Annotated in this window: 25 protein-coding genes; 20 read left to right on the top strand and 5 right to left on the bottom strand. The window is 62.0% G+C overall.

The features are described 5' to 3' along the window. The first annotated feature begins 123 nt into the window (after positions 1 to 123). The gene (locus NTH_RS04775) at positions 124 to 1,053 is read left to right on the top strand and encodes a LysR substrate-binding domain-containing protein (protein ID WP_338528939.1); all 930 of its coding nucleotides are present in this window, start codon (positions 124 to 126) and stop codon (positions 1,051 to 1,053) included. Between the two features lie 14 nt (positions 1,054 to 1,067). On the opposite strand, the gene NTH_RS04770 is transcribed toward NTH_RS04775, so the two are convergent. Beyond that, the gene (locus NTH_RS04770) at positions 1,068 to 1,271 is read right to left on the bottom strand and encodes a hypothetical protein (RefSeq protein ID WP_338528938.1); all 204 of its coding nucleotides are present in this window, start codon (positions 1,269 to 1,271) and stop codon (positions 1,068 to 1,070) included. A 167-nt stretch (positions 1,272 to 1,438) separates the two neighbouring features. On the opposite strand from NTH_RS04770, the gene NTH_RS04765 reads away from it, so the two are divergent. From NTH_RS04765 to NTH_RS04720, 10 genes are all read left to right on the top strand, one after another. Further along, positions 1,439 to 1,696, top strand: coding sequence for a c-type cytochrome (locus NTH_RS04765; protein WP_338528937.1), 258 nt, complete (start codon positions 1,439 to 1,441; stop codon positions 1,694 to 1,696). A 96-nt stretch (positions 1,697 to 1,792) separates the two neighbouring features. Beyond that, positions 1,793 to 3,787: a BCCT family transporter gene (locus NTH_RS04760; protein ID WP_338528936.1), complete on the top strand. Its 1,995-nt coding sequence runs from the start codon at positions 1,793 to 1,795 to the stop codon at positions 3,785 to 3,787. Positions 3,788 to 3,937: 150 nt separating this feature from the next. Beyond that, on the top strand, positions 3,938 to 4,975 hold the full coding sequence (locus NTH_RS04755; RefSeq protein WP_338528935.1) for an RNA polymerase subunit sigma-70: 1,038 nt from the start codon (positions 3,938 to 3,940) through the stop codon (positions 4,973 to 4,975). A gap of 109 nt (positions 4,976 to 5,084) precedes the next feature. Continuing rightward, entirely contained in the window at positions 5,085 to 5,669 is a 585-nt protein-coding gene (locus NTH_RS04750; protein WP_338528934.1) for a dihydrofolate reductase family protein, read from the top strand. A 300-nt stretch (positions 5,670 to 5,969) separates the two neighbouring features. Next, the gene (locus NTH_RS04745) at positions 5,970 to 6,881 is read left to right on the top strand and encodes a LysR family transcriptional regulator (protein WP_338528933.1); all 912 of its coding nucleotides are present in this window, start codon (positions 5,970 to 5,972) and stop codon (positions 6,879 to 6,881) included. A 103-nt stretch (positions 6,882 to 6,984) separates the two neighbouring features. Next, entirely contained in the window at positions 6,985 to 7,785 is an 801-nt protein-coding gene (locus NTH_RS04740; RefSeq protein ID WP_338528932.1) for a carbon-nitrogen hydrolase family protein, read from the top strand. A 9-nt stretch (positions 7,786 to 7,794) separates the two neighbouring features. After that, a complete protein-coding gene (locus NTH_RS04735) occupies positions 7,795 to 8,472 on the top strand; it encodes an RraA family protein (protein ID WP_338528931.1) in 678 nt (225 codons plus the stop codon). A 46-nt stretch (positions 8,473 to 8,518) separates the two neighbouring features. Beyond that, positions 8,519 to 9,523, top strand: a complete 1,005-nt coding sequence (locus tag NTH_RS04730) for a TRAP transporter substrate-binding protein (RefSeq protein ID WP_338528930.1) — start codon at positions 8,519 to 8,521, stop codon at positions 9,521 to 9,523. Continuing rightward, the gene (locus tag NTH_RS04725; protein WP_338528929.1) at positions 9,520 to 10,017 is read left to right on the top strand and encodes a TRAP transporter small permease; all 498 of its coding nucleotides are present in this window, start codon (positions 9,520 to 9,522) and stop codon (positions 10,015 to 10,017) included. Before NTH_RS04730 ends, NTH_RS04725 begins: the two co-directional genes overlap by 4 nt. Position 10,018: 1 nt before the next feature. Further along, positions 10,019 to 11,305, top strand: coding sequence for a TRAP transporter large permease (locus NTH_RS04720; RefSeq protein ID WP_338528928.1), 1,287 nt, complete (start codon positions 10,019 to 10,021; stop codon positions 11,303 to 11,305). 232 nt (positions 11,306 to 11,537) lie between these two features. Here NTH_RS04720 and NTH_RS04715 read toward each other — a convergent pair whose 3' ends face one another. Beyond that, on the bottom strand, positions 11,538 to 12,560 hold the full coding sequence (locus tag NTH_RS04715) for a LacI family DNA-binding transcriptional regulator (RefSeq protein WP_338528927.1): 1,023 nt from the start codon (positions 12,558 to 12,560) through the stop codon (positions 11,538 to 11,540). A 278-nt stretch (positions 12,561 to 12,838) separates the two neighbouring features. Here NTH_RS04715 and NTH_RS04710 point away from each other — a divergent pair, with 278 nt between their 5' ends. The 8 genes from NTH_RS04710 (at position 12,839) to NTH_RS04675 (ending at position 22,144) form a co-directional block, all read left to right on the top strand. Then, positions 12,839 to 14,170 (top strand): ABC transporter substrate-binding protein, encoded by a 1,332-nt coding sequence (locus NTH_RS04710; protein ID WP_338528926.1) that lies wholly within the window; start codon positions 12,839 to 12,841, stop codon positions 14,168 to 14,170. 75 nt (positions 14,171 to 14,245) lie between these two features. Beyond that, positions 14,246 to 15,193 carry a sugar ABC transporter permease gene (locus tag NTH_RS04705; protein WP_338528925.1) on the top strand — a complete coding sequence of 316 codons (948 nt, stop codon included), beginning with the start codon at positions 14,246 to 14,248 and terminating at the stop codon, positions 15,191 to 15,193. Continuing rightward, complete coding sequence (locus tag NTH_RS04700) at positions 15,190 to 16,128, top strand: carbohydrate ABC transporter permease (protein ID WP_338528924.1); 939 nt, start codon at positions 15,190 to 15,192, stop codon at positions 16,126 to 16,128. Before NTH_RS04705 ends, NTH_RS04700 begins: the two co-directional genes overlap by 4 nt. Continuing rightward, positions 16,125 to 16,352 carry a hypothetical protein gene (locus NTH_RS04695; protein ID WP_338528923.1) on the top strand — a complete coding sequence of 76 codons (228 nt, stop codon included), beginning with the start codon at positions 16,125 to 16,127 and terminating at the stop codon, positions 16,350 to 16,352. Before NTH_RS04700 ends, NTH_RS04695 begins: the two co-directional genes overlap by 4 nt. A 3-nt stretch (positions 16,353 to 16,355) precedes the next feature. After that, positions 16,356 to 17,453, top strand: coding sequence for an ABC transporter ATP-binding protein (locus tag NTH_RS04690; protein WP_338528922.1), 1,098 nt, complete (start codon positions 16,356 to 16,358; stop codon positions 17,451 to 17,453). Then, positions 17,446 to 18,441, top strand: coding sequence for an ABC transporter ATP-binding protein (locus NTH_RS04685; RefSeq protein ID WP_338528921.1), 996 nt, complete (start codon positions 17,446 to 17,448; stop codon positions 18,439 to 18,441). Before NTH_RS04690 ends, NTH_RS04685 begins: the two co-directional genes overlap by 8 nt. A gap of 12 nt (positions 18,442 to 18,453) precedes the next feature. Next, the gene (locus tag NTH_RS04680; protein WP_338528920.1) at positions 18,454 to 20,076 is read left to right on the top strand and encodes a dihydroxyacetone kinase subunit DhaK; all 1,623 of its coding nucleotides are present in this window, start codon (positions 18,454 to 18,456) and stop codon (positions 20,074 to 20,076) included. A 703-nt stretch (positions 20,077 to 20,779) separates the two neighbouring features. Next, on the top strand, positions 20,780 to 22,144 hold the full coding sequence (locus NTH_RS04675; RefSeq protein ID WP_338528919.1) for a Fic family protein: 1,365 nt from the start codon (positions 20,780 to 20,782) through the stop codon (positions 22,142 to 22,144). A gap of 54 nt (positions 22,145 to 22,198) precedes the next feature. On the opposite strand, the gene NTH_RS23105 is transcribed toward NTH_RS04675, so the two are convergent. The 3 genes from NTH_RS23105 to NTH_RS04670 all read right to left on the bottom strand — a co-directional run bounded on the left by NTH_RS23105 (position 22,199) and on the right by NTH_RS04670 (position 25,049). Then, positions 22,199 to 22,660: a DUF6969 family protein gene (locus NTH_RS23105; protein ID WP_422392348.1), complete on the bottom strand. Its 462-nt coding sequence runs from the start codon at positions 22,658 to 22,660 to the stop codon at positions 22,199 to 22,201. Between the two features lie 21 nt (positions 22,661 to 22,681). Then, positions 22,682 to 23,410: a peptidoglycan-binding domain-containing protein gene (locus tag NTH_RS23100; RefSeq protein WP_422392423.1), complete on the bottom strand. Its 729-nt coding sequence runs from the start codon at positions 23,408 to 23,410 to the stop codon at positions 22,682 to 22,684. Positions 23,411 to 23,501: 91 nt separating this feature from the next. After that, on the bottom strand, positions 23,502 to 25,049 hold the full coding sequence (locus tag NTH_RS04670; RefSeq protein ID WP_338528918.1) for an acetolactate synthase large subunit: 1,548 nt from the start codon (positions 25,047 to 25,049) through the stop codon (positions 23,502 to 23,504). Between the two features lie 35 nt (positions 25,050 to 25,084). Between NTH_RS04670 and NTH_RS04665 the strand changes: the two genes are divergently transcribed. Then, positions 25,085 to 25,978 carry an IclR family transcriptional regulator gene (locus NTH_RS04665; protein ID WP_338528917.1) on the top strand — a complete coding sequence of 298 codons (894 nt, stop codon included), beginning with the start codon at positions 25,085 to 25,087 and terminating at the stop codon, positions 25,976 to 25,978. The last annotated feature ends 56 nt before the right edge of the window (positions 25,979 to 26,034 follow it).

Here is a 26,034-nt window from a genome sequence, read left to right as displayed (position 1 = left end):
TGGCAGCAGACGCTAGAGGATTCCCTCTGCGGTCCGCGGACAAGACCCGTTGCGGCGATACGGACCGCAGGGCCTTTACCGGAACTGCACCCGTCCGTTGTACGTTCGACAGAGGAAGAACCCGTGCCGCTCAATCTCCCGCCGCTTGCTTCGCTGCGCATCTTTGAAGCCGCCGCTCGTCTCGGCAGCTACCGGGAGGCCGCCGCGGAACTGAACCTCACCCCGAGCGCGATCAGCCACGGAATCGAGACGCTGCAGAACTGGGTCGGAGCGCCGCTCTTCCGGCGTGAGGGCCGTCGGCTGGTACTAACCGAGACTGCGGAGGATTTCCTGCCCTATGTCTCCGAAGGCCTGTCGCTCATTGCGGTGGGGGCAAGGCGCGTCTCCCCGTTGGAGGATGACCGCCGCGTCTCGATCAGCGCACCGCCGACTTTCGCCTCCCAATGGCTGGTCCCACGCCTTTCCCGGTTCCAGGCGAGGCATCCGCAGGTCAAGCTGCTGATCGACACCAGTCACCGGCAGGTCGTCTTCCCGCTCGAGGATGTCGACCTTGCCATCCGCATGGGTGAAGGCCGCTGGGCGGGCACGGATTCGACGCTGCTCTTCCGCGAAAGCCTGGTGCCGGTGGCAAGCCCCGCCCACCGCCGGGAGATCATGCGCGATGGCGAGGTGAAGTGGACGGAGGCCTCCATCATCCACCTCCGCACCGCCAGCCGGGACTGGGAGGAGTGGCTTGCTCGCCAGAGCCTTGTAATCGAACCGCGCGGCCAGCTCCACGTGGACATGATCTCGCTCGCCATTGATGCCGCCGCTGCCGGGCTCGGCATCGCGCTCGCCCGCGAGCCGCTCTGCCGGGGCGACATCGACGCCGGGCGGGTCGAGACGCTCGGTTTCGCGCCGCTGCCGATTAAGACCGGATACTGGGCCGCCGTTCCGAGCGGCAGGGAGCCGCGCCGGGACGTGAAGGCGTTCTTGTCGTGGGTGGTCGCCGAGGCGGCCGCAGACGGACAGCCGTGGCAGCACGAGACCGTGCCTAAGCCGAAGTCGGCCTGACGGGAACTGGACGATCAAAGACGGAGATCCAAAGAGATCAAGTCCAGGCCTGCCCCCGAATTCGGCGTGCTCGTCCGCGATCTTGTGGACGGGTAGGTCGCGAAATCGGCCGCGATGTCGGCAAGAGAGCCGATGACGGCCTGTCCTGCGCTGCCGTCAATCCGATCGAGCATGCGGTGGCCGCGCTCGATCCGTGTTTCAATGTTCTGGTTCGTCATCTCTGGTTCCAGCGCAAGGCGCCCGCAAAGACGCGTTGTCGCACCAGTGCTGTTTATTCAAAAGGGATCACGGTTTATACATCGCTCCAAACGCGGTTCGTGAAAGCTGGTCATTTTTATGATTGGTTCCCGGTCGAATCTGCACCTATGCACGGGTGAAACCCTACATGGCATCGCCGATGACGACGAACACCAGTCTTCGTCTTTCGGATACCGGCAATCTGCTCCTTGTTCTCATCGATGGCGTGCCAGGGCAGCAATACCCTGGGGGCGAAGTGATGCAAGAGATGCCGGGCTTCGTTGATGTGCTCTCTAATCAGGAATTGGTCGACCTGGCGAATTTCATGAGAACGGAATGGGGCGGACAGCCTTCTTCGGTGACACTGGAGCAGGTCGAGAAATTTACGCAAGAAGGGGAACGTTAAGCTACTCTCAGGCTCGAAATCCAGGGAGCGACGATCGCATGTCGCTGTGCTGCTCAAGCAGGCGGCCGGCGAAATTTGAAGGGGGAGCAACGCGCAATGCTGAAATCGTTTGTCATCAACCCGCCGGTCTTCTTCGGTTCGGTGCTGATCATCGGCTTCTTCCTGGCAATCGGTATCGTCATGCCCGAACAGGCCGGAGCGATGTTCGGCGCGCTCCAATCGGCGATCCTCGATGCTTTCGGCTGGCTTTATCTGTTGTCGGTCGGCATCTTTCTGGTGACCGTTCTCCTGCTGTGCCTGGGGAACTACGGCCAACTGAAACTGGGACCGGATGACGCCACGCCGGATTTCCGGTTCATCTCGTGGGTCGCCATGCTGTTTGCGGCAGGCATGGGTATCGGCCTGATGTTCTATGCGGTCGGTGAGCCGATGACGCATTTCATGCGCCCGCCGAAAGCTGAACCGCGCTCGATCGAGGCGACACGCGAGGCGATGTCGGTGACTTTCTTCCACTGGGGCATCCATGCCTGGGCGATCTACGCCGTGGTGGGGCTGTCGCTCGCCTATTTCGGATACCGCTACAATCTGCCCCTGACGATCCGTTCGGGCCTTTATCCGCTGCTCAAGGAGCGCATCAACGGTCCCATCGGCCATGCGGTCGACATCTTCGCTATCGTCGGCACGATGTTCGGGATTGCCACCTCGCTCGGATTGGGTGTCAGTCAGATCAACGCCGGGCTGAACTACCTTGTCGGCCTGCCGATGGGGCCACAGGTCCAGCTCCCCTTGATTGCCCTGGTCACGGCACTGGCGACGGTTTCAGTCGTGACAGGTCTCGACAAGGGCATACGTATCCTCTCAGAGAGCAATCTCGTTGTCGCCGTTCTGCTGATGCTCTTCGTGCTGGTCGTGGGGCCGACGGCGAGCCTCTTTCGCGACTTTGTCCAGAATATCGGCCTGTATCTCGACACTCTGGTGCTGCGCACGTTCAACATCTACGCCTACGAGCCGACGCCATGGATCGACGGCTGGACACTCTTCTACTGGGCCTGGTGGATTTCCTGGTCGCCGTTTGTCGGGATGTTCATAGCCCGCATATCGCGCGGCCGCACGGTTCGTGAATTCATCGTCGCGGTGCTGTTCATTCCTGCGGGTTTCACCTTCTTCTGGATGACGGTATTCGGCAACACGGCGATCTATATCGATACTGGTGTTGCCGCTGGCGCGTTGGGCGCGGCAGTTGCCGACGACGTGTCAGTGGGGCTTTTCCAATTCTTCGAGTATCTGCCCTTTTCGGGGCTGACATCGACATTGGCCATCATCCTGGTGGCCGTCTTTTTCGTAACCTCGTCGGATTCCGGCTCCCTGGTGATCGATTCCATTGCGGCCGGCGGAGAGACGGAAACGACAACCGGACAACGTGTCTTCTGGTGTGTCCTTGAGGGACTGGTCGCGGCGAGCTTGCTGCTGGCGGGCGGACTGGGGGCGTTGCAGTCGGCGACGATTGCCAGTGCGCTGCCGTTTACTTTCGTCGTGCTCACCCTGGTCTGGGCATTGGTGCAGGGCATGCGCGCCGACCTGGCCCAGCAGCACGCAAATGCGGTTTCATCTCTGTCTGCGCCAGCGCAACCTGCGGCTGGCTTGACCTGGCAGCGCAGGCTCGCGCTCATGCTCCATGCGCCAAGCCAGAAGGAAGTCGAGCGCTTCGTTGCCGACGAGGTGCGACCGGCTCTCGAACAGGTGGCCAAGGAACTCTGCGATCGCGGCCGCGAGACCGTTGTGCAGGAGGAAGAAAACGGAGCCGTTGCTCTGCGCTCGCATGCCGATGGCGTTCGCGATTTCGTCTATGGTGTCTTTCCGACCAAGGACCGGCTGCCGTCTTTATCGGGACATCGCGCCGGCAAACCACAGTTCCGATACGAGGCGAAGACCTATTTCGCCAGCGGCGCGCGGGGATATGACGTCATGGGAATGACTCGCGACCAGTTGATCGCGGATATTCTCGCTCAGTTCGAACGTTACCTCCACCTGGTTCAATCCCACGAATCCCAACTGGTGCAAGGCGCGCCGGAACATACGGTCGAGCCCTAAGCAATTCCAGGGAAAGTGGAAGCCGGCTTTCCATCCGGAGTCTTCTCGGGAGCGAAGGTCCAGATTAAGGTACCCGCTCAGAGAGCGGACATCCTGGCAATGGCGTGTCCAATCCACGGTTTTCGACTGTCACAATATGCGGTGCGACAGGTGGTGGAAAAGAAACCTGCCAATCCAGCCGAACGCGAGTGGCTGCAGCAAGCAAGAGCTGGTGACGCATCGGCGTTCGAACAGCTCATGAAGCCCTATCGCAAGCTGCTACACACACATTGCTATCGCATGCTCGGCTCGCCCTTTGATGCCGACGATGCTCTGCAGGAGACACTGCTCGCTGCATGGCGCGGCCTGGGGTCTTTCGAGGCACGCAGTTCGCTCGGCACATGGCTCAACAGCATTGCCACCCGCATCTGCCTGCGCATGATTTCCAGACGCTCCCGGCGTCTGACTTCAGGCGATCTCGGCGCGCCGCTTCGGTCCACTGCCGAACTGGGCGAGCCGGTGCAAGGGCCTGTGTGGCTGGAACCAATGCCGGACAGCGAACTGCTGTATGGGGGTGCGGCCAACGAAGATCCAGCAGCGATACTGCTGCGTCGCGAATATGTAGGGCTCGCATTTGTCGCCATGTTGCAGCATTTGCCAGGCACACAGCGCGCCGTGCTCCTGCTGCGCGAGGTGCTTGGGTACTCGGCCGCTGAAACGGCCGATATGCTTGGAATCACCGTTGCCTCGGTCAACAGTGCGTTGCAGCGCTCTCGCCAAACGGTGAGGGTGAAGACACCCGCAACCGGGCAGTCCAGGCAGACGCAGCAAGTGGATGCGCAGGGGCTCGAACTCCTGCTGCAGTCCTTCGTATCCGCCTGGGAACGTCACGACCTGACGGCAATGGTGAATCTGCTGGCCGAAGATGTCCGCTTTACCATGCCGCCGCTGCCGGCATGGTTCAGTGGACGCGCGTTTGTCGGAAAATTCTTTGCCGAACGCGTGTTCGAGACTCCTTGGCGGCTTCACCCTTTGCGCGGCAACGGCCAGCCGGGATTTGCCTGCTATCTGAAGCAATCGGGCGACGACCGATTCCGGCCGGGTGGCGTCGTGCTGCTGAGCGTGCACGACGGCCACATTGCCGCCATCGACAGCTTTCTGGACCCTGCAGTCTGCCGCCGGTTCGGGATGCGCGACGAGCTTCATTAGAATTTTTCGCCGCAGAGCGATGAGTTTCCGCATCGCTGTGTCTCTAAGGAGACGACAGGCCCGAATGGATCGGGACTGCATCCATTCTTTCAGCGGAAGGACATTTGCGATGGCCAAGCTCGTCGTCAGTATTCTGAGTTCCCTCGACAACTACTGCGCCGGCCCGGGTGGCCGGCTTGATGCGCTGCCAATGGGGCCGGCGTTCGACGCTCACAACCTCGAGCTCTTGCGCAGGGCTGGTACGCTGCTTTTCGGTGCCGTCACTTTCCCCATGTTCGAGGCTTATTGGCCAAATGTCGATCGCGGTCCGACCAGCGACCCGGTGCAACGCGAGATCGCCGAGCGTGTTGACGCGACACGCAAGATTGTCGTTAGCGACACGCTGGTCGTGTCGCGAAGTTCTCCTTGGGCGGATGCCGAGGTCGTGAGCCGCGAACACGCATATGCGTGGATCGCTGATCTCAAGGCTCAAGCTGGCGAAGACCTGCTGATCTTTGGCAGTCACATTCTTTTCAATGGCTTGCTTGCGCATGGCTTGGTCGATGAGCTTCACCTTCTGGTGGGCAATGTCGTGTTGGGTGAGGGCGTGCGCACATTCGAACCCGGCCTGAGCGCATCGTTCAAGCTGCTGGGCCAGCGTCGGCTCGCAGGCTCAGATATAGCAGCCTTGCACTACGACTGTCGCGCGCACTGACGCCTTGCTGGAGCACACGTACTGCGGTTGCTTGCGGACCGTTGAGACGATTTAGCTGGGCCGAGGTGCGACGCGTCCAGCTTGCGCTGTGTTCATGTGAAATCGGAATCGATGGTTTCGAAACGGTCGAATTCGAACGATGTGAGGCCCTTTTCCTAAACGCGGCGGTCTGCTTCAGTGGCGAGGGTCACATGTTGGCCGGCGATGGTTTCCTGCAGGCTTCCGCCTCCTCTCCAGGCAAGTTGACTCATACCAATCAAGCAACATTAATAGGTCCTGACCCTAGACTGGCGGGCTGGAATGAACCTGACATTTCTTGAAACCTTCGTCTGGGCTGCGCGCCTCAAGAGCTTTACTCTCACCGCCGAGCGCATGAACGCTACCCAGGCTGCCGTCTCGGCGCGGATAGCCGCGTTGGAGCGGGAACTCGGGGTCAAGCTCTTCTACCGCGAGCCGCGCGAGGTAAGGCTTACGCCCGACGGGGTCTCCGCGCTGGAACGCGCCGAAGGCCTGGTGCGGGCGGCGCAGGAACTCGTTCGGGATATCGGCGCCCAGGAGAGGTTGCGCGGAACGGTGCGGATCGGCGCCATAGATACGATCTCGCACAGCTGGCTCATCGATCTCATCAAGAGATCCAAGACGCTTTATCCGCACATCAATATCGAACTGACTGCCGACACCAGCCTGCGGCTGACCGACATGCTTTTGGGCAACGAGCTCGACGTCGCGTTGATCATGGGTCCAGTGCTGCAGCCCGACGTGATCAATATCGACCTGTGTACTTATGCGTGCAACTGGACAGCCTCGCCGGATCTCGGCCTGCATGGGCGCCAGCTCGATGTGGACGACCTTGCCTCGTTTCCGATCATCTCCTTTCCCAAGGGATCGCAGCCGCACGAGGCGCTGCGCCGCTATTTCCATCGCCACCTGGAAGCCGGCACCGTCCTCTACGCGACCAATTCGCTGGCCACCATCATACGCATGACGATCGACGGGATCGGCGTGGCGGCCATTCCGCCGCCGGCTATGAGCCGCGAGCTGCGGCGTGGCGAACTCGTTCCCCTCAATGTCCGTCAACCTTTTCCGCCCATGAGTTTCCAGGCGGTCTATGTGGACAGCCCGACCTTCCTGCTGCCCGCTGCGGTGGCCAATCTGGCGCGCGAGGTGGCGCGGGAGTTCTGTAGTCGCATCGATCCGTCGCAAGCGTGGTGAGAGCACGCACAAAATTTTTTTATGGGAACTGTCAAAAATATTGCGTTGGACATGGGGAGCCGGCGTGAGGGACCTTTCCTCATCAAGAAAGATGAGGAACCCCGTGAAGATTTCTATCGTTCAGATGAACTCCCAGGGAGACAAGGCCGCCAATATCGCGGCGGCAAAGGACTTGGTGGCTGAGGCCGCCAAAGACGATCCCGATCTCATCGTGCTGCCGGAATATTGGGCGTTGCTGGGCGACACCCCGGCGGACTTCCACGCCAGCGCCGAGGAATTTCCCGACGGCGAAGCCTATAGCACGATGACCGATCTTGCCCGCGAGCACGAAGTGACGCTGCATGGCGGAAGCATCGTCGAGAGAGCCGGTAACAAGTTCTACAACACCACCGTCGTCTTTGGGCCGCACGGCGGCGAGATCGCACGCTACCGGAAGATCCATCTGTTCGATGTTGATGTGCCGGGCGGGGTGAGTCACCGGGAGAGTGCGACGATCGCGCCGGGGTCGGACATCGTCACCTACCAATGCAAGGGCCGCATGGTGGGCTGCGCCATCTGCTACGACATCCGCTTCCCCGAGCTCTTCCGCGCCCTGCGCGACCGGGGAGCGGAGGTAATCGTCCTGCCCGCTGCCTTCACCCTGATGACGGGCAAGGACCACTGGGAGGTGCTCGCCCGCGCAAGGGCGATCGAGACGCAGACGCATTTCGTCGCCGTCGGCCAGTACGGCAGCCATGCCGGGGGCAGGAAGGCCTGCTTTGGCCACAGCATGGTGATCGACCCATGGGGCCATGTCACCACCCAGATGGGCGACCACGTGGGTCACGCCACGGGCACTCTCAACCACGAATATCGCGACCGCGTGCGGCAGAACGTGCCGGTCCACAACCATCACGTTCTGTGAGGCGGCTCCATGTTCCAGATCAACCCTTTGCCGCCGCAGATTTCGCGCTCCACGATCGAGCGCCTGCAACTCGTGGAGACAGCGACTGTCGGACACTTCCTGCACACGCAGTTCGCCGACAGCCGCTTGCGCGCCGTGTTGCCGGAAAAGCGCATCGCCGGTACTGCGGTGACCTTGCGCATACCCGGCGCGGACTCAACTCTGCTGCATCACGTTCTGGCGCTTGTCCGACCGGGCGACTTTCTGGTCATCGACCGGGGCGGCGACACCAAGCACGCCTGCTGGGGCGGTGTGGTTACCAACGCGGCGAAGCTCGCCGGCGTCGTGGGTGCGGTGATCGACGGTCCAGCGACGGATTTCGGAGAAATTCGGCGTTGCGACATGCCGGTCTGGTGCGCCGGTCCAGCACCGATCACGACCAAGTTGCTCGGCTTGGAAGGAGCTTTCAACGTTCCCGTATCGGTCGGCGGCCAGGCTGTGGAGCCGGGAGACGCGGTGCTGGCCGATGAGAGCGGCGTTCTGTTCCTGAAGCCGGACCAGTGCCTTGCCGTGGCCGAGCGCGCCATCGCCATGCAGGAACGGGAGATCACGGTTCTGGAAAGGCTGCGCAACGGAGAGAAGCTTCCCGACATCACCGGCGCGAGCGAGAAAGTCGCCGCCGCCATGGGGGCAGTCGCGGCGGAATAGCTTTCGGTTGCGCCGAAGGTCTATAGACAAAAAATGGGAGAGTGAAATGAACAGGATGAAATGGACAACGCTCGCCGTGGTCGCGGCGCTCGCATCGGGCTTCAGCTTCCAGGCCACGGCCGAGACCTGGCGCATGGCGCACAAGATGCCGGCGGACTCGGTGGAAGGCGTCATCTTCCAGGCTGTCGCGGACCGTATTGCGGAGAAGACGAACGGAAAGGTGACGGTCCAGGTCTTCCCCAACGAACAGCTCGGCAAGGACGACGCCATCCTGGAGCAACTCCAGATGGGAACGGTGCACATCTATCCCGAAGGATCGTCCTATCTGCAGAAGTGGGTGCCCGAGATGCAGTTCGTGAGCGCGCCCTTCCTGTTCGACGACCGCGAGCATTGGTCGCGCTTCATGGCCTCCGATCTCGTGGAGGGTTGGCACGAGCAGATCGAGACGGAAGCCGGCATTACGGTGATCGGCGATTCGACCGCCATGGTGCGCGGACCATATCGGGTCATGGTGTCGAAGAAGCCGGTGGAATCACTCGACGACATCAATGGCCTCCGGCTTCGCCTGCATCCGGACGAGCTCGCCGCGGCGGCATGGCGCCATCTCGGCGCCGAAGTGCGCACGCTCGGCTGGACCGAGGTCTATGAATCGCTGGGGCGCGGCATCGTCGAGGCCGTCAACAGCCCGATAGCGCTCGTGGAGCCAATGCGCTTCTACGAAGTCGCCCCCTACGTCATCCGGCACGACGAATATCCGCAGGGCCTGGCCTTCATGGCCAACGCGGCTGCCTGGAACGGTCTTGACGAGGAGACGCGCGCGCAGATTTTGGAGGCTTACGACGAAGTGGCCGCCGAATCGGAGGCGGACACGATGAAGATCGCCAACGAATCCATCGAACGCATGAAGGCGGAAGGCGTAACGTTCTCCAAAGTCGATACGTCTCCCTTCGTCGCGCGCATGATGGAGCTCTATGAGGAGATGGACAGCCGTGGCGAACTGCCGCAAGGTTTTCTGAAGGCTGTCGCCGAAACGCGCCAGACCGACGGATGATCGTAAGGGCGCTGGATGCCGGACTCGGCGTCTGCGAGCGGGTCTTCCTGATCGCAGCAAACGGCCTGCTCCTGGTGATGTTGGCGATCAATCTCGCCAACATCCTTTCCAGGCTGTTTCTGGACCTCGGCATCATCTGGGTCTTCCCCTGGACCGAGGTGCTGTTCGTCTGGATGATCTTCCTCGGCTTCTTCGTGATCTACCGCCGGGGCCAGGACATCTCCCTGGACATCCTCGTCCGCCAGTTCGGACCACGGGTGCGCGCCGTGCTGCGCATTCTGGTGGGCTGCATCGTGATCGGCCTGCTGCTGCTCATCCTTTACCAGGCGCCGATCCTGGTGCCCCGGCAGGTGGGACGGATCGACCTTGTGGGCATCCAGCGCTATTGGCTCTCCGTCCCCTTCTTCATCTCATGCGCGCTTATCGTGCTGCAGTTCGTGCTCGACATCATCGTCAGCACACGCGCGCTCGCCAGACCCGTGGAGGAAGCGTGACATGGTGGCGGTTGGCCTGTTCACAACCTTCGTGCTGCTGCTTGCCATCCGGGTGCCGATCACGGCGGCCATCGGCGTGGCGGTCGCCGGCGCCCTCATCGCCTCGGGCTTCGCCGGCAATTTGTGGATCGTTCCCATGAAGGTGCTGGAGGCCGCGAGCAATTCCTCGCTGCTTGCCATTCCCTTCTTCGTGCTTGCCGGCAACCTGATGAATGCCGTGGGCATGACCGAGCGGATCTTCAACTTCGCCAGTGCCCTGGTGGGCCACTTCCGGGCCGGCCTGGCGCAGGTCAACGTACTTGCCTCGGTGATGCTGGCCGGCGGCACGGGCGCAGCCGTGGCCGACATCGCCGGCCTTGGGGCCGTGGAAATCAAGGCCATGCGCGAACGCGGCTACAAGCCCGCCTTTGCCGCTGCCATCACCACCGTTTCGGCCATCGTGGCGCCCTTCATCCCGCCTTCCGTGCCCCTCGTCGTCTACTCGTTCCTCGCCAATGTATCGGTGGCGCGGATGTTCCTGGCGGGCATCGTTCCTGCCTTCCTGATCGCCGGGGCGTTGATGGTCTTCAACCGTTTCCTGGCGACCCGCCAGGACTTCCCGCGCGAACCGCGCGCCTCGCTGGGCGAAATCTGGAGGCACGCGCTGACCGGCGCGGCGGCGTTGATGGCCCCGGCCATCATCATGGTCGGCATCCTGACGGGCACGACCACCGCCTCGGAGGCCGGCGTTCTGGCCTGCGCCTATATCCTGCTTCTCGGCTGCCTGTTCAGGACGCTGACTTGGGAAGCACTGGTCAGGGCGACGACCGAGACCATGCTGATCACCTCGATGATCATGATCATCATCGGCTTCGCAAACAGCATGGGCTGGCTTCTGGCCATCGAGCAGGTGCCGCAGAGCCTGGCGGCCACCATCCCCAATCTGGTGGACAGTGCCTTCTTCTTCCTGCTGGTGACGATGCTCGGCATGCTCATCATAGGCTGCTTCATCGACGGCGTGACCATCAAGCTGCTGCTCGTGCCCATCCTGCTGCCGCTGGTCGACTCCTACGGCATCGACCGAGTTCATTTCGGCATAGTGCTACAGATGTCGATCATCCTCGGCATCGCCACTCCGCCGCTTGGCATCGGGCTCTATATCGTCTCGCGCATAGCCGGCGTGCCGGTAGAAGACGTGGTGCGCTCAGTGATCCCATATTTCCTGCCGCTGACGATCGTCCTCGTCCTGCTCGCCGCCTTCCCGCAGATCAGCCTCTGGCTGCCACATCTCTTCATGGGCCCGCAGTAGCGTTGGAACGCTTGCATCAATACGGCGAGTGACGGCTGCAGGAACCAAGGCGATGTCCGACGGCGCAGCCAGCGGGTGCCCGGATCAACACGGAGCTTCAAAGGATGGGAAACGTGCTGGTGCCGGAGTTTGCGGTCTCTTATTGGCAGGCTTCCAATCAGTTCTACTGCAGCATAGCCGGGATTTCGTGCGACTAAAGGATCGGGAAGTCACTGATGCTCCCAGAGAATGGCTACAGATTTTCCGCCAGTAGTATTTCGATCCGCATTTTTTCCTGGGCGGCGAAAGGCTGACGCTTGTCGGCGCGGGCGCGCAGGATGCGCAGGGCGCTGCGCACGGCGTGCCCCGGGTTCTGGGCGATGATCGCGTCGATGCGCTCATCACGTAGAGCCTGTTCGTTGAACGGGGTCCGCTCATGGGCGACCACCACGAGATTCTCGAGATCGGCGTAGCGCGATACGGCTTCGAGCGGCACGCGCGCTTCCGAACTCATGATGTAGACCGCGACGATGTCGGGATAGTTGGCGAAGGTCCGCCGGATAATGCGCTCGGCACGCCCGGCGTCTCCATGCGTCTCCAGCGTCGGCAGGCATTGGAGAGCGGGGAATCCGCGGTTGATCACCTGGTCGAAACCCAGTCGACGCTTGAGGCTGTCCTGCGATTGTATGGTTTCGGTGATCACCGCGATCCGGCCATGGCGTCCACTGCTGAACCGCCCGACCAGGCGACCTGCGGTTGCGCCCGCCGCGACGTTGTCGATGCCCACGAAGTCGTGATGCCCCAGATTCGCCTGGCCCGACAGGAATTGCACGACGCGAATGTCGCGCTCATTGAGGCGCATTACCGCGTCGCGCACCTGGGGGGATTCGGGCGCCATGACCGCCACACCGTCCACCTTTCCGGGATCGAGGGATGAGAGCTGGTTGGCGACAGCATGCGGGTCTTCGATGTCAAGCCGGATGACGTTGACCTCGACGAGGTCGGATTTCAGGGTCGCGCGCGCCGCGTCGACTTCGGCGAGCAGTTCAGCCAGATACTGGTCGCCACGCTCCGGCAGCACGAAGTGGAATCGGTAGGTCCTGCTGCGGGCGAGATTGACCGCGGCGAGATTGCGCTCGAATCCGATACGCTCGATGGCTTCATGCACCTTGCGCACCGTGCGGTTGCTGACATTCGGGCGCTCGTTCAGGACGCGGTCTACTGTCGCCAGGCTTACGCCTGCTGCTCTGGCAAGATCCTTGGTGGTGGGACGCATTCCCGCTCCTAAACTCCACGTAACGGCGAGCCGTTATCAGTCAAGCCGGCATTGATGGCAAGAAAAATGAGGTACGCACCTCAAAAAACGCTTGATATGAGGTGCGCACCTCAATTATGACTAGTTCACGCAGGCGGCGGATGTGAGGATTGTTGGCCGTGCTGCCGGAAGTGCCGAGGGAGGAGATCTGCCCGGGGATGCCTGGGCCCCTCGCGCAGACAATAGCGCCTCGAAAGGCGTGCGCCGCTTCTTCAACCGGGGCGGCTTGGGAGGAAGATATGCGCATGAAAACCAAGACCCTGTATTCCGTTGCCGCCGCCGGCCTTACCGCCTGCCTAGCCGTTTCGGCGCCCGCGAACGCGGACGAACTGACGCTCTGCTGGGCCGCGTGGGACCCGGCCAACGCGCTGGTGGAATTGTCCAAGGACTTCGAACAGCAGTCGGGCCACACGATGAAATTCGAGTTCGTGCCGTGGCCGAATTTTGCCGACCGCATGCTCAACGAGCTCAATTCCGGTGGCCAACTCTGCGATCTTATGATCGGCGACAGCCAGTGGATCGGCGGCTCGGCCGAAAGCGGTCATTACGTCAAGTTGAATGACTTCTTCGAGAAAGAAGGCATCACCATGGATGACTTCATTCCCGCGACGGTGACCGGCTATTCAGAGTGGCCGAAGGGGACGCCGAATTATTGGGCGCTGCCGGCCTTCGGCGACGTGGTTGGCTGGACCTACCGCAAGGACTGGTTCGACAAGCCCGAGGTCCAGGCGGAATTCAAGGAGAAGTATGGGCGTGATCTGGCCGCTCCCGAGACATTGGCCGAGCTGAAGGAGATCGCAGAATTCTTCCAAGGACGCGAGATCGACGGGCGCAAGGTCTATGGCGCTGCGATCTACACCGAGCGCGGCTCCGAAGGCATTACGATGGGTGTGACCAACGTCCTCTACAATTACGGCTTCCAGTACGAAAACCCCGACAAGCCCTATGAACTTGACGGCTTCGTCAATTCCGAAGGCGCAGTGAAGGGGCTGGAATTCTACAAGGAACTTTATGATTGCTGTACCCCGCCGGGCTCCTCGGACTGGTACATGTCTGAAAATATCGATGCCTACAAATCGGGGCAGGTGGCGCTGCAGATGAATTTTGCCTTTATCTGGCCGGGCGTCGAAGCGGACCCGAATGTCGGTGGTGGAAAGTCGGGCTACTTCGCCAATCCGAAAGGTCCCGACGGCCATTTTGCGCAGCTCGGCGGCCAGGGCATCTCGGTTGTCTCCTATTCCGACAAGCAGGATGCGGCGCTTGAATACATCAAGTGGTTCGCCCAGCCTGAAGTTCAGCAGAAATGGTGGCAGTCGGGCGGCTACTCGGCGCTCAAGGCGGTGGTCGAGGACCCCGGCTTTGCCTCCAGCCAGCCCTACGCGCAGACCTTTCTCGATTCCATGGCCATCGTGAAGGATTTCTGGGCCGAGCCGGCCTATGCCTCGCTTCTACTCGCCATGCAGGACCGCGTCCACGACTATGTCGTCGCCGGCAACGGAACGGCGCAGGAGGCCCTGGACGGGCTCGCCGAGGATTGGGCAGAGATATTCGAGGACGAAGGCAAATACTGACGCACGATAGGATTCCCGGTGATGCCGAACCCGATTCCGGCATCACCCCGTTCGCTTCAGGATGAAGGCCAGACAATGTCCATCTCACCGATAGAGCGTGTCGCCGAGGCGACACCGCGCAGCGTCGTGCGTCGTGTCAAAGGCTTGTCCGACCGCGCGGTAGCCTGGATTTTCGTCGCTCCGACGATCGCGTTGCTGCTCGCCATCAACATCTTCCCGTTGATTTGGACAGTCTGGCTGAGCTTCACCAATTTCAGGGTCAATCGTCCCAACCGCGAAGCTGAATTCGTGGGCTCGCGCAATTACGAGCGTATCCTGACCGACAGCGACATCTGGGGCACGATGCAGGCGACCGCACACTTTGTTTTCTGGACTATTGTGTTTCAGGTGCTGATCGGTTTCACACTCGCCTATCTGATCAACAAGAAGTTCCGCGGAAGCGATCTCTGGACCACCGTCATCGTGCTGCCGATGATGCTTTCGCCGGCGGTGGTGGGCAATTTCTGGACATTCCTGTACCAGCCGCAGATCGGCCTGTTCAACTACGTGATTGGGTTCCTGACCGGTGCCGACCCGTCCGGCTTCTCGATGATCGGCGAGGTGGCGCTGGCGCCCTGGGCTATCGTCATCGTCGACACCTGGATGTGGACGCCCTTCGTCATGCTGATCTGCCTCGCCGGTCTGCGCTCCATCCCCGAAAGCATCTATGAGGCGGCGGAATGCGACCGTGCCAGCAAGTGGCGCCAGTTCTGGACCATCACCATCCCGATGGTGTTGCCGTTCCTGATGCTGGCCGTGCTCTTCCGCGGCATCGAGAATTTCAAGATGTTCGATCTGGTGGTGCAGCTGACCGGCGGCGGGCCGGGCTCCACGACCGAACTCACCTCTATCAACCTCAAGCGTGAAGCCTTCGAGAAGTGGAACACGGGCTTTGCCTCGGCCTACGCGGTGATTCTGTTCGTGACCATCTTCGGCCTCGCTTCGATCTATGTGAAAGCCTTGAACAAGGTGAAAGAGAGATGAGTTTCTCAGTAACCGAACCGTCCGGTCGCCAGAAGCTCTTCGCCGGCTTTCTCGTGATCTTCTATGCGGCCGTCACCATCATGCCGCTGGCCTGGATCATAGCCACCGGCTTCAAGACACCCTCGGACGCGATCGCATATCCGCCGAAGGTCGTCTTCGATCCGACGCTTGAGGGTTACGTCAACCTTTTCACCACGCGCACTCGCGCCAGCACTGAGACGCTGGAGCAACTGGGCGAACCGCAAACCTGGTATGACAGCATCGTGCGCAAGTACGACATGGTGATCGTCGGGCCGTCGCGTTACGGCGAGCGCTTCCTCAACTCCATCATCATCGGCTTTGGCTCGACCTTCCTGTCGGTGTTCCTCGGCACCATTGCCGCTTACGCCTTCTCGCGCTTCAAGGTGCCGTTGAAGGACGATCTGATGTTCTTCATCCTGTCGACGCGCATGATGCCGCCGGTCGCCGTCGCCATCCCAATTTTCCTGATGTACCGGCACATGGGGCTGAACGACACGCATCTGGGCATGATCCTGCTCTATACGGCGGTCAACCTGTCGCTGTCGGTGTGGCTGCTGAAGGGGTTCATAGACGAGATTCCGGTCGAATATGAGGAAGCGGCACTCATTGACGGTTACACGCGGTTCCAGGCCTTCTACAAGGTGGTGCTGCCGCAGGCCGCCACCGGCATCGCCTCCACCGCCATCTTCTGCCTGATCTTTGCCTGGAACGAATATGCTTTCGCCGTACTTCTGACCTCCGGCACGGCGCAGACTGCACCGCCCTTCATCCCGACGATCATCGGCGTAGGCGGTCAGGACTGGCCGGCAGTGGCCGCAGGCGCCACCTTGTTCCTGGTGCCTGTCATGGTGTTCACCATCCTGCTGCGCAAGCACCTCCTTCGCGGCATTACCTTCGGAGCCGTGCGCAAATGAGCCTGTCCGACACCACCCGCACATCCGGTCGTGACGGCCGAAAGCAGCGCAATGCGCGCAGGATCCTGGTGCGTGGTCCATGGGAGCTGGGTGCCAGCATCCTGATCGGACTCGGGGTAGTGATGCTGATGCAGCCGTTTTTTCTGTGGGCCTACACCTACAGCTTTATCGTCCTGCTCGTCGGGACGGTCGGCTTCATCATCGTTTCGCACTTTCCGGAGTAGATGATGGCCAGGATCGAGATCAGAAATCTGCGCAAGGAATTCGGCGACTTCACCGCCGTACAATCCTCCAGCTTCACGATCGAGGACGGCGAGTTCTTCATGCTGCTCGGCCCATCGGGCTGCGGCAAGACGACGACGCTTCGGATGATGGCGGGGCTAGAACTGCCGACTTCAGGCGAAGTTTTCATTGACCACGAGGAAGTGAGCCGGAAGCGGGCGAGCCAACGGGATATCGCCTTTGTGTTCCAGATGTTCGCGCTCTACCCGCACATGAGTGTGCGCAAGAACATCTCCTATCCGCTGGTAAGCCAGGGCGCGTCGAGGGCACAGGTCAAGAAGAAGGTGGCGGAGGTCTCCGGCATTCTGGGCATAGAAAACATCCTCGACCGGCCTGTTGGCGGACTGTCCGGCGGCGACCGGCAGCGCGTGGCTCTTGGGCGGGCGATCGTGCGCGAACCCAAAGCCTTCTTCATGGACGAGCCGCTCGGCGCCCTTGATGCCGAATTCCGTGAGCATATGGCTCATGAATTGCGCAACCTGCATGATCGGATGGGCGCGACGACGGTCTACGTGACCCACGACCAGCTCGAAGCCATGCAGATGGGGGACAAGATCGTGGTGATGAACCATGGCGTGGTCGAGCAATTCGGGGTGCCGCAGGACATATATGACTGGCCGGCAACCATGTTCGTGGCCGATTTCATCGGCTCCCCATCGATGAATTTTCTGCGCTTCGAATCCGTGTTGGGCGTTGGCGCGACCGCCGTCAACCTCAATGGGACCACTATGAAGGTTCCAGAGCTTTTCGAAGGCGCGGAAGGCAAGCTGGCTCTTGGAGTGCGCCCGGAGCACATCCGCCTCGATGACGCGTCCCCCTATAGAGGAGAAGTCACTGCGACGGAGTATCTGGGCACCACCCAGATCGTATCCCTGGAGACGCCGAATGGTACCATGAAGGCGCGGCTTTCTGCGGCCGACCCGGTTGTGGTGGGAGAAAGGGTCGGGCTGACGCTCGATTCGCGCACGCTCACCGTCTTCGACGCGGAAACCGGGCGGGCGCTTGTTTCGGCAGCCAATAGGGGAGTGCTCACCCATGGCTGAAGTGATCCTGCGCAGCATCTCCAAAAGTTTCGGCGGGCAGAAGGCTCTCGACGATGTTTCGTTGACCGTACCGCATGGTTCCCTGGTGGTGCTTTTGGGGCCGACTGGTGTCGGCAAGACGACGACACTGCGCCTGGTGGCGGGATTGGAACATCCCGACAGCGGCGATATCCTCATTGGCGGGCGCTCCGTGCGCGGCCTGACGCCAGCGCAGCGCGATGTGGCCATGGTGTTCCAGCAATACTCGCTCTATCCGCACCTCACGGTGCGTCAGAACCTGGAATTCCCGCTCAAATCACCTCTGCTCAAGACGCCGAGGGAAGAGATGGAGCGCAAGGTGCAGGACGTGGCGGAAGTGTTGCGCATCGCTCATAAGCTCGACAACAAGGCGACCGCGCTTTCCGGCGGCGAAATGCAGCGCGTGTCGATCGGACGCGCGCTGGTGCGCAGGCCAGCGATCTATCTGATGGATGAGCCGTTGAGTTCGCTCGACGCCAAGCTTCGTGCGGAGCTGCGTGTCGAACTCAAGCGTATTCAGGCGCAATCGGGCGCAACGCTTCTCTATGTGACGCACGATCAGGTCGAGGCGATGACGATGGCCACCCATGTCGGTGTCCTCGACCATGGTCGTATCGCGCAATTCGGCTCGCCGAGGGATGTGTACGAAAATCCGGTCAGCATCTATGCCGCCAGTCGCCTTGGCGAGCCGCGCATCAATCTTCTGCCTGCTGATATATTCGCCGGTGCTCCGGCTGGCGCTCGTACCATCGGACTGCGGCCGGAACACATCGTACAGGGCGAGGGTGAAGAGAGTTCGGTGGTGCGTGTCGAGCGGCTCGGCGACCAGACGCGCCTTCATCTTTCTTTCAAGCAACATGATCTGGTGACGGTCACGGACCCGCATACCTCGCTCAGGCCGGGAGACGCGGTGAAGGTACGGCCACAGGACGCTTACTATTTTGACGCCGACGGTGCGCGCCTCGTCTAGGAGAATTTGAAGATGACTCAGTTTTTGAACCGCAAGGAAGACATCGTTACCGAGGCCGTGGATGGCGTGGTAGCGGCTTCCGGAGGCCGGCTCGCGAGGCTCGACGGCTACCCGCACATCCGTGTGGTGGTCCGCAAGGATTGGAAGAAGGACAAGGTGGCGCTGGTTTCCGGTGGGGGCTCCGGACATGAGCCGGCCCATGCTGGATTCGTTGGCGAAGGCATGCTGACGGCCGCTGTCTGCGGCGACGTGTTCGCCTCACCATCGGTCGACGCCGTGCTGGCCGGTATCCTTGCCGTCACAGGGCCGGCAGGCTGCCTCGTCATCGTCAAGAACTACACAGGCGACCGCTTGAACTTCGGCCTTGCCGTCGAGCGTGCCCGCGCATTCGGACACAAGGTGTCCATGGTGATCGTCGACGACGACATCGCGCTTCCCGATTTGCCGCAGGCGCGTGGTCTGGCCGGCACGTTGTTCGTGCACAAGATCGCCGGCGCCCTGGCCGAGCAGGGCGCGGACCTCGCAACAGTCGCGAAAGCCGCCGAGCGGGTGATCGAAGGCACAAAAAGCATCGGCATGTCCCTCGATACATGCCGCGTTCCAGGTGCCGCCAAGGAGCAGCGGATTCCCGAAGGCATGGCTGAACTCGGGCTTGGTATCCACGGTGAAGCCGGGGTTGAGCAGGTTCCGTTCTCCAACGCCAAGGCGGCGGTCGGCGCCATGTGCGAGAAGCTGTCGGCCGTCATGCCCGACGGCCCGCATGTGGCTCTCCTCAACAATCTCGGCGGCACCTCCATGCTTGAAATGGGGGTGTTGGTCCACGAGCTTGCGCAATCCTCGATCGGGGCGCGGCTCGAAGGGGTCATCGGGCCCGCATCCATGATGACATCGCTCGACATGCGCGGTTTCTCGATCTCGGTCTTGCCGGCAAATGAGGAGAACCTGCGTCTCCTCCAGGCAGCGACACCGATCGCCGCATGGCCGGGTGTTGCCGAACTTTCGGAAGTCGCGGTCGCCCCGCTTCCCGACGGACTGATGCCCATCAAGCCCATGCCCTCAAATCACGCGCCGACGCGGGAGTTTCTCTCCCGATGCTGCAAAGTCCTGATCGCGGCAGAAGCGGATCTGAATGCGTTCGACGCGAAGACCGGTGACGGCGATACAGGATCAACTCTTGCCGGCGCCGCGCGTGCGCTGCTGGAGCGCATGGACCAGTTGCCTTTATCCGATCACACCCAGCTTCTGCGCGCCATCGGCCAGGAACTCAGCCAGACCATGGGTGGCTCGTCCGGAGTTCTGCTTGCGATCTTCTTCGCCGCCGCTGGGGATGCCGCATCCAGCGGCGAGCCCATGGGCCAAGCCCTCAAGGCCGGGCTGTCGCGCATGCAGGAAATCGGGGGTGCTGAGCGCGGCGACCGGACAATGGTCGATGCGCTCGCGCCAGCGCTCGACACGCTCTCCGAGGGATTCGCCGCCGCTGCCGCGTCGGCGCGGGAGGGCGCCGACGCAACCGCGTCAATGGCGAAGGCGCGTGTCGGCCGGGCCTCATATATCGGGGCTCATCAGCTTCAAGGCAACGTAGATCCTGGAGCGGAGGCCGTCGCGAGACTCTTCGAGCACTTGGCGCAGGGATGATCGCAGGCACCAACCGCCGCATTCGAAGCTCGACGCGTATGAGATCTTTAGTTCCGGTCCCATCGAGGAGCCGGACATCTTGATTGAGATCGGCGAGCGACTTCCACCGTGCACGGTCTGGAGCCTTGACTAATACCAACGATCGTGACGATGAGCCGGCATGGGCCCGGCACTTCATTCCGATCAAGGTGATGGCTTGGACTTTCGAGGAGCTTCTGCCAAGTCTGCGCAAGCAGCGTCGATGACCGCCTCACGGGTGTCGAAGACGCGATTTCTCGGTGGTACCTGATCCGGCGGAACCTGCGTTTCGCTTCTTAGTTCAGGCGGCCTGGTTTTCTTCCAGAACATTGCCCGCGCCCCATCGAAGTCCCGCCAGTATCTAAGGCTTAGGTGCCGAGGTCTCCGCGGGCCGGATGTCTGTGCCAGCAGCGGAGCCGCTCCGTGCATCGCCGCATGTTAGCGCTGCCGTAACGGCTTTCCGCCTTCCGGAGCCGGTCGAACGAGCGTCGGCATACGAGGGAGAGTTAAATTGCGCCTAGACGCGCCTACGCGCAAGATAGGGATCTATGCGCAGGATAGCTCCGCTATGCGCAACTATAATTGCGTATAGACTTGAGAACTGCGCATAGATGATCTAAGTTGCGCGTAGGAGCGATATGCGCAACAAAGGTGGGCTGTGGTACGGCGGATTCAGGGCGAGGACTTGCAGGCAATCGAGGAGGCGGTGCGAGACCATCCTGAGGGGATGACGGCGCAGCAGATCGCCGATTCGCTCGAATCGCCGCCGCCCCGGCGCACGCTTCAGTACCGGCTCAAATCCCTTGTCGATAGCGGGCGCCTCGTCATGGAGGGCAGGGGGCGCTGGGCGCGCTACAGGTTGCCTGAAGTGCGGGCCGCGGTCGGCCGGACCGCCGGCAGGGCGGAGGCCACGGGCGAAGCCGCTCTGCCGCTCTCCGATTCCGGCGCTGAAATCCAGAGCTATATCCGCCGGCCGCCCCAGCGGCGCAAGCCGGTCGGTTACAACCGGGCGTTCCTCAATTCTTACCGGCCCAACGAGACCTTCTATCTCTCGGCTGCGGAACGAAAGCACCTGCGGGACGTGGGCATGCCGAAGATCGCGGAGCAGCCCGCCGGCACCTACGCAAAGCAGATTTTGAACCGGCTGCTGATCGACCTGTCCTGGAACTCAAGCCGGCTTGAGGGCAACACCTATTCGCTGCTCGATACCAAGCGCCTGATCGACCTTGGGGAGGAGGCGGAAGGCCATGAGCGGCTGGAAGCGCAGATGATCCTCAACCACAAGGACGCGATCGAGTTTCTCGTCGGCACGGCGGAAGAGATCGGCTTCAACCGCTACACCATCCTTAATCTCCACGCGCTGCTGGCCAACAACCTGCTGGCCGATCCCGATGCCGCGGGGCGGCTCCGGCATATCGCCGTCGGGATCGAGCGTTCCGTGTTTCACCCGCTGGAAGTGCCGCAGCTCATCGGGGAGTGCTTCGAGCAGATCCTCGCGACCGCCACTGCGATTACCGACCCGTTCGAGCAGGCGTTCTTCGTGATGGTGCAGCTTCCATACCTGCAGCCCTTCGACGACGTGAACAAGCGCGTCTCGCGCCTGTCGGCAAACATCCCTCTGATCAAGGTCAATCTCTCGCCGCTGTCGTTCGAAGGCGTGCCGCGTGAGGCCTACACCGACGCGGTGCTCGGCATCTATGAAATGAACCGCACCGAATTGCTGCGCGACGTCTTCTTATGGGCCTACGAGCGCTCCGCCGCCCGCTACGCGGCGGTCAGGCAATCGCTGGGCGAGCCCGATCCCTTCCGGCTGCGGCATCGCAATGCCCTGCGCGAGGTAGTCGGCGCCGTTATTCGCGGGCGCATGGACAAGAAGCAGGCGAGCGCGCATGTCGGTGCCTGGACCCGAAAGCACATCGATCCCGAGGAGCGGGAGCGCTTTCAGGAGACGGCAGAGCGCGAGCTCCTCAGCCTGCACGAGGGGAATTTCGCGCGCTACCGGATCAGGCCGTCCGAGTTCGCGGCGTGGCGAGAGGTCTGGAACGGATGAGATTTTAGTCCCAAGGAGCGCTTGTCGATGGCAGGCCGCAAACGTCAGGGGGCACTACCAAAGACGAAAAGAGGATCGTAAAGGCGCCGCTGAACGCCAAGTGGCGCCGGCGCGGTCCGCAAGGACATTTCTGCCTTCACAGATTTCGTCCGTTACCCAGCGATTGGTCGTGAACAGGCCGGATCGGGTATCCATAGCGATCCATCGAGATGGCGACGATGTGCGATTGTGCGTCCTTGCCGCTCGGCCAGTCCCGGCCCTCGGCCTCCGGAACAGGGCAGCGTCCGCCGGCATTCCTGCCTGGCGCAGGAATGTGTGGAAATGGCCGTGCTCACCCGTGCGGTGCGCATGATAGTAATATTGCGAGTGGGTTTCACGGCCATAGACATCGCCGGAAGGGCAGTGATTGAGCTGGTAGAACTGACCCTGGCCCTTCAGTATTTCGCCGACGATGTTGAGGCCGGCCTTTGTGAGAACGCGGTAGCATTCCGCGATCTCCTCGCCGGCGCACAGCATCTTCCTTCAGCCGCGCGCTGCTCAGCTCCGCAAAATCGAAGGCGGCTGTGGTCTCGCGGCTGCACCCGACGAGGGTGCGGGATTCCGTGTCAGCTCCGGCTGCCGGTCTTTGGTTGCTGGCGCATTTCCTGTCGCCTTTCTGGTTCGATGCCTCGGGCCGCAATGTGCCGCCGATACGTAAGGCGACGAGGCGAAGTTCTCCCAGTCGAGGAAATCGCTGGTCTCCTCGAGCCCGCTGCCGCTATAGGCGACCCGCAACAGTCGGAGCGAATGCTGCACGGCGGCATGATCCTGCTCCTGCCAGATGTCGCGGTAGGCGGCGCATCTGGTCCTTGAGGCAGTCAAAGACCGCGCGCAATTCGGCCGGCGTGACATCCGGCGGCGTGACCGCCGCTGCACCCCGCGGATTGCAGGGGTTGCATGGATTGGCCGCGCACGGTTCTTCGCCGCACATGGATTGGCACCGCAGGGATTTGCTGCCGCGCATGGATTTGCCGCTGCGCAGGGATCGGCGGCGGCGCAAGGATTTGCCGCTGCTGCACAGAGGCTAGCCGGTGCGTCCATGGAGCGCTGGAGCGTTGCCAAGGTCTGCTCGCCGATGACGCCATCGGTCTTCAAGCCATTCTGCCGTTGAAAATCCATAACTGCTTGGCGAGCAACCTTGCGCTCCTTTGCACCGGGACCGAATCCTATTTCGCGCAGCACGTCACGGAGCTTTGCGACTTCCTCGTCGGATAGTGGAACGACCACACGCGCTACGCGGCCGCACACGGACTGCCTTCATTATTCGCAGCGGCACGAGGGTTGGCCGCGGGGATTGTCGAGCCGACGGTGTAGCGCTTCAGATCATCGCTTCAATGAGGAAGGGGCCTTTCTTGGTGAAGGCTGCGGCGAGAAGGCGGCTGAATTGTTCAACCGTCTCCGCCCGGGCGGCCTCGACCCCCATGCCGCGCGCCAAGGAGCACCAGTCGAGCGCGGGATCGTCGATCTCCAGCATCCGCCGGGCATTCCTTCCGAATTCGTTGACGCCGACGTTGCGCATTTCCCCCTTCAGGATCGAGTAGCCGCGGTTCGAGAAGATGATGGTCAGGATGTCGAGGTTCTCGCGCGCCTGCGTCCAAAGGCCTTGGACAGTGTACATGCCGCTGCCGTCGGCCTGGAGCGTTACCACCTTGCGGTCCGGCGCCGCCACCGCGGCCCCGACGGACAGCGGAATACCGATACCGATCGATCCGCCCGTCAATGGAAGGTGGTCGTGCGGCGCCATCGTTGGCGCGAGTGCGGCGAGATTGCCAGCAGACGTGATGGACTCCTCGCAGATGATGCTTCCTTCCGGCAGGTTGCGCGCGAGGGCGGCCGAGATCGCGTTGGCGTCGAGCGGTCCTGTCGGAATTGGCAGCTGTCTTGCCGTGAAGGCGTCCACCCGAGTTGTCGATTCCCAGGCGCCGACATTCTTGCAGAGCTCTTCCATCGTCCCTTGAATATCGTGCTCCGCGCCAGCCAGATCTATGACGGTGCAGCCATCCGGCAGAAGCCACCCCGGCTTGCCCGGATAGGCGAAGAAGGCAACGGGAGGGCGCCCGCCGACGCAGATCACGGTCTCGAAGTTCTGGAAAGCGGCGACGGCGAGATCCACGCTGTAGGGAACCGGCCGGGTCGCCACCCGACCTGCTCCGCGCTGCGACCGGGCAGCGCGCTCGGAGAAGAGAGCTGCGCCCGTGCGGGTGGCGATCCTGCCCGCAAGGGCGAGCGCGTCGGCGCGCATCGCCATGCCGCCGAGAATCAGTGCGACCTTGCCGCTGCCTTTCAGTGCCGCTACCGCCTCACGCATCCGATCGGCCGAAGCCTCGGGGCGCGTCGGCATCGCGATTCGCTCCGGCTTGCCGGCTCCGACCTCGCCCCATGCGGCATCGGCCGGAAGGATCAGTGTCGAAATCCCGGGCTGGATATGCGCCTGTGCAATCGCTTCCGCGGTCTTGCCGGCCACGTCCTGGGCATCACGGACCCGTCCTACCCAGTGTGACATGGGCCGCGCAAGGCTCTCGATGTCGCTCGTCAACGGGGCGTCGAGCGGCAGGTGATAGGTCGCATGGTCGCCGACGATATTGACTATGGGCGTGCGCGCGCGGCGGGCATTGTGCAGGTTGGCCAGCCCGTTCGCCAGACCGGGTCCGAGGTGAAGGAGTGTCGCGGCCGGCTTGTCAGCCATCCGGGCGTAACCGTCGGCCGCGGCCGTCACTACTCCCTCGAAGAGGCCGAGCACGCAACGCATCTGCGGCTTGCGGTCGAGCGCCGCAACGTAATGCATCTCCGACGTCCCGGGATTTGCAAAGCAAACATCCACGTCGTTTGCGAGCAGCGTGTCGCACATCCGGTCCGCTCCGTTCATTCTGTGTCGTCTCCCAGCTTCCACGTGAAAAGGATGTGCAGTTCCAGCCGGACCGCAGACAGGTGCACCGCACGCATTCTGGCGCAGGGCATGTCGCGAAGAGAAGAATATCCGTGGCTGTTTTTTCGATCGGCATTGACATCGATCAATATCAGCAACATTGTGTATCTGCAATGGATACGACACATTCAAATAGAATACAAAGCGAGGCAGGTGTCAGACCGCTGACCACCGCCCTGAAAGTGATCGCCGTCCTCGACGTCCTGGCCAAAAGCTCGCGGGGGATGCGGCTGCCGGAGGTGGCTCGGGCGATGGAACTCTCACGCCCCACGGCCTATCAACGCCTCCTCACCCTGGTCGAAGCCGGATGGGTCGAGCAGGACGAGCAGTCCCGCTACAGGCTTTCCATGCATGTCTGCCGACTCGCCGCCGCGGCCTTGGAACAGGCCGATCTGGGGACGCGCGTGATGCCGATCCTCGAAGCGCTCGTCCACGAGGTGAAGGAAACCGCTTCGCTCGCCGTACTGGACCGCGGGCTCCCCTGCATCATTTCGCGCGTCGATTCGGACAGCGTCCTACGCGCCGAGCAGAAGATCGGCACGACGATGTCGCTGGAAGGGTCGGCTTCGGGGCGCATTTTGACCGCCTTTGCGGACGACGCGGCGCTGCAGCGGTTGCGCGATAGCGGTGAAAAGCTCGCCTCGGAGGAGATATTGGCCGCCGCACGCGCTGACGGATACGCGCTCTCGAGCGGCTACACGCAGGTTGGCGTGCGCGCCATCGCGGCTCCGGTCTTCGACGTTCATGGCAAGTGCACCGCGACCGTCTCGATAGTGATGCCGGAGACGCGCTTCGATCTCGAACAGGTCCGCGAGCCGCTCCTCCGGGCGGCCCGACAGATAACCAGACTGCAGCAGGGAGAGCCTTGAACAGTATGGAGGCTTTGCGAACGACATCTTCTCCCGCACGCGTGCCGCAGCCACGG

It is taken from the genome of Nitratireductor thuwali (genome assembly GCF_036621415.1).
In the GTDB taxonomy this organism is placed as follows: Bacteria; Pseudomonadota; Alphaproteobacteria; order Rhizobiales; family Rhizobiaceae; genus Chelativorans; species Chelativorans thuwali.
This window is presented reverse-complemented; position numbering and strand designations above follow the sequence as displayed.

Bases quoted from the DNA above. Each gene is read 5' to 3' on its own strand.
- NTH_RS04685 (WP_338528921.1), top strand. From the start codon at position 17,446: ATGGCTGAAGTGATCCTGCGCAGCATCTCCAAAAGTTTCGGCGGGCAG.
- NTH_RS04720 (WP_338528928.1), top strand. From the start codon at position 10,019: ATGGTGGCGGTTGGCCTGTTCACAACCTTCGTGCTGCTGCTTGCCATC.
- NTH_RS04710 (WP_338528926.1), top strand. From the start codon at position 12,839: ATGCGCATGAAAACCAAGACCCTGTATTCCGTTGCCGCCGCCGGCCTT.
- NTH_RS04700 (WP_338528924.1), top strand. From the start codon at position 15,190: ATGAGTTTCTCAGTAACCGAACCGTCCGGTCGCCAGAAGCTCTTCGCC.
- NTH_RS04680 (WP_338528920.1), top strand. From the start codon at position 18,454: ATGACTCAGTTTTTGAACCGCAAGGAAGACATCGTTACCGAGGCCGTG.
- NTH_RS04690 (WP_338528922.1), top strand. From the start codon at position 16,356: ATGGCCAGGATCGAGATCAGAAATCTGCGCAAGGAATTCGGCGACTTC.
- NTH_RS04705 (WP_338528925.1), top strand. From the start codon at position 14,246: ATGTCCATCTCACCGATAGAGCGTGTCGCCGAGGCGACACCGCGCAGC.
- NTH_RS04730 (WP_338528930.1), top strand. From the start codon at position 8,519: ATGAACAGGATGAAATGGACAACGCTCGCCGTGGTCGCGGCGCTCGCA.
- NTH_RS04745 (WP_338528933.1), top strand. From the start codon at position 5,970: ATGAACCTGACATTTCTTGAAACCTTCGTCTGGGCTGCGCGCCTCAAG.
- NTH_RS04735 (WP_338528931.1), top strand. From the start codon at position 7,795: ATGTTCCAGATCAACCCTTTGCCGCCGCAGATTTCGCGCTCCACGATC.
- NTH_RS04765 (WP_338528937.1), top strand. From the start codon at position 1,439: ATGGCATCGCCGATGACGACGAACACCAGTCTTCGTCTTTCGGATACC.
- NTH_RS04750 (WP_338528934.1), top strand. From the start codon at position 5,085: ATGGCCAAGCTCGTCGTCAGTATTCTGAGTTCCCTCGACAACTACTGC.
- NTH_RS04695 (WP_338528923.1), top strand. From the start codon at position 16,125: ATGAGCCTGTCCGACACCACCCGCACATCCGGTCGTGACGGCCGAAAG.
- NTH_RS04770 (WP_338528938.1), bottom strand. From the start codon at position 1,271: ATGACGAACCAGAACATTGAAACACGGATCGAGCGCGGCCACCGCATG.
- NTH_RS04725 (WP_338528929.1), top strand. From the start codon at position 9,520: ATGATCGTAAGGGCGCTGGATGCCGGACTCGGCGTCTGCGAGCGGGTC.
- NTH_RS23105 (WP_422392348.1), bottom strand. From the start codon at position 22,660: ATGCTGTGCGCCGGCGAGGAGATCGCGGAATGCTACCGCGTTCTCACA.
- NTH_RS04670 (WP_338528918.1), bottom strand. From the start codon at position 25,049: ATGAACGGAGCGGACCGGATGTGCGACACGCTGCTCGCAAACGACGTG.
- NTH_RS04715 (WP_338528927.1), bottom strand. From the start codon at position 12,560: ATGCGTCCCACCACCAAGGATCTTGCCAGAGCAGCAGGCGTAAGCCTG.
- NTH_RS04760 (WP_338528936.1), top strand. From the start codon at position 1,793: ATGCTGAAATCGTTTGTCATCAACCCGCCGGTCTTCTTCGGTTCGGTG.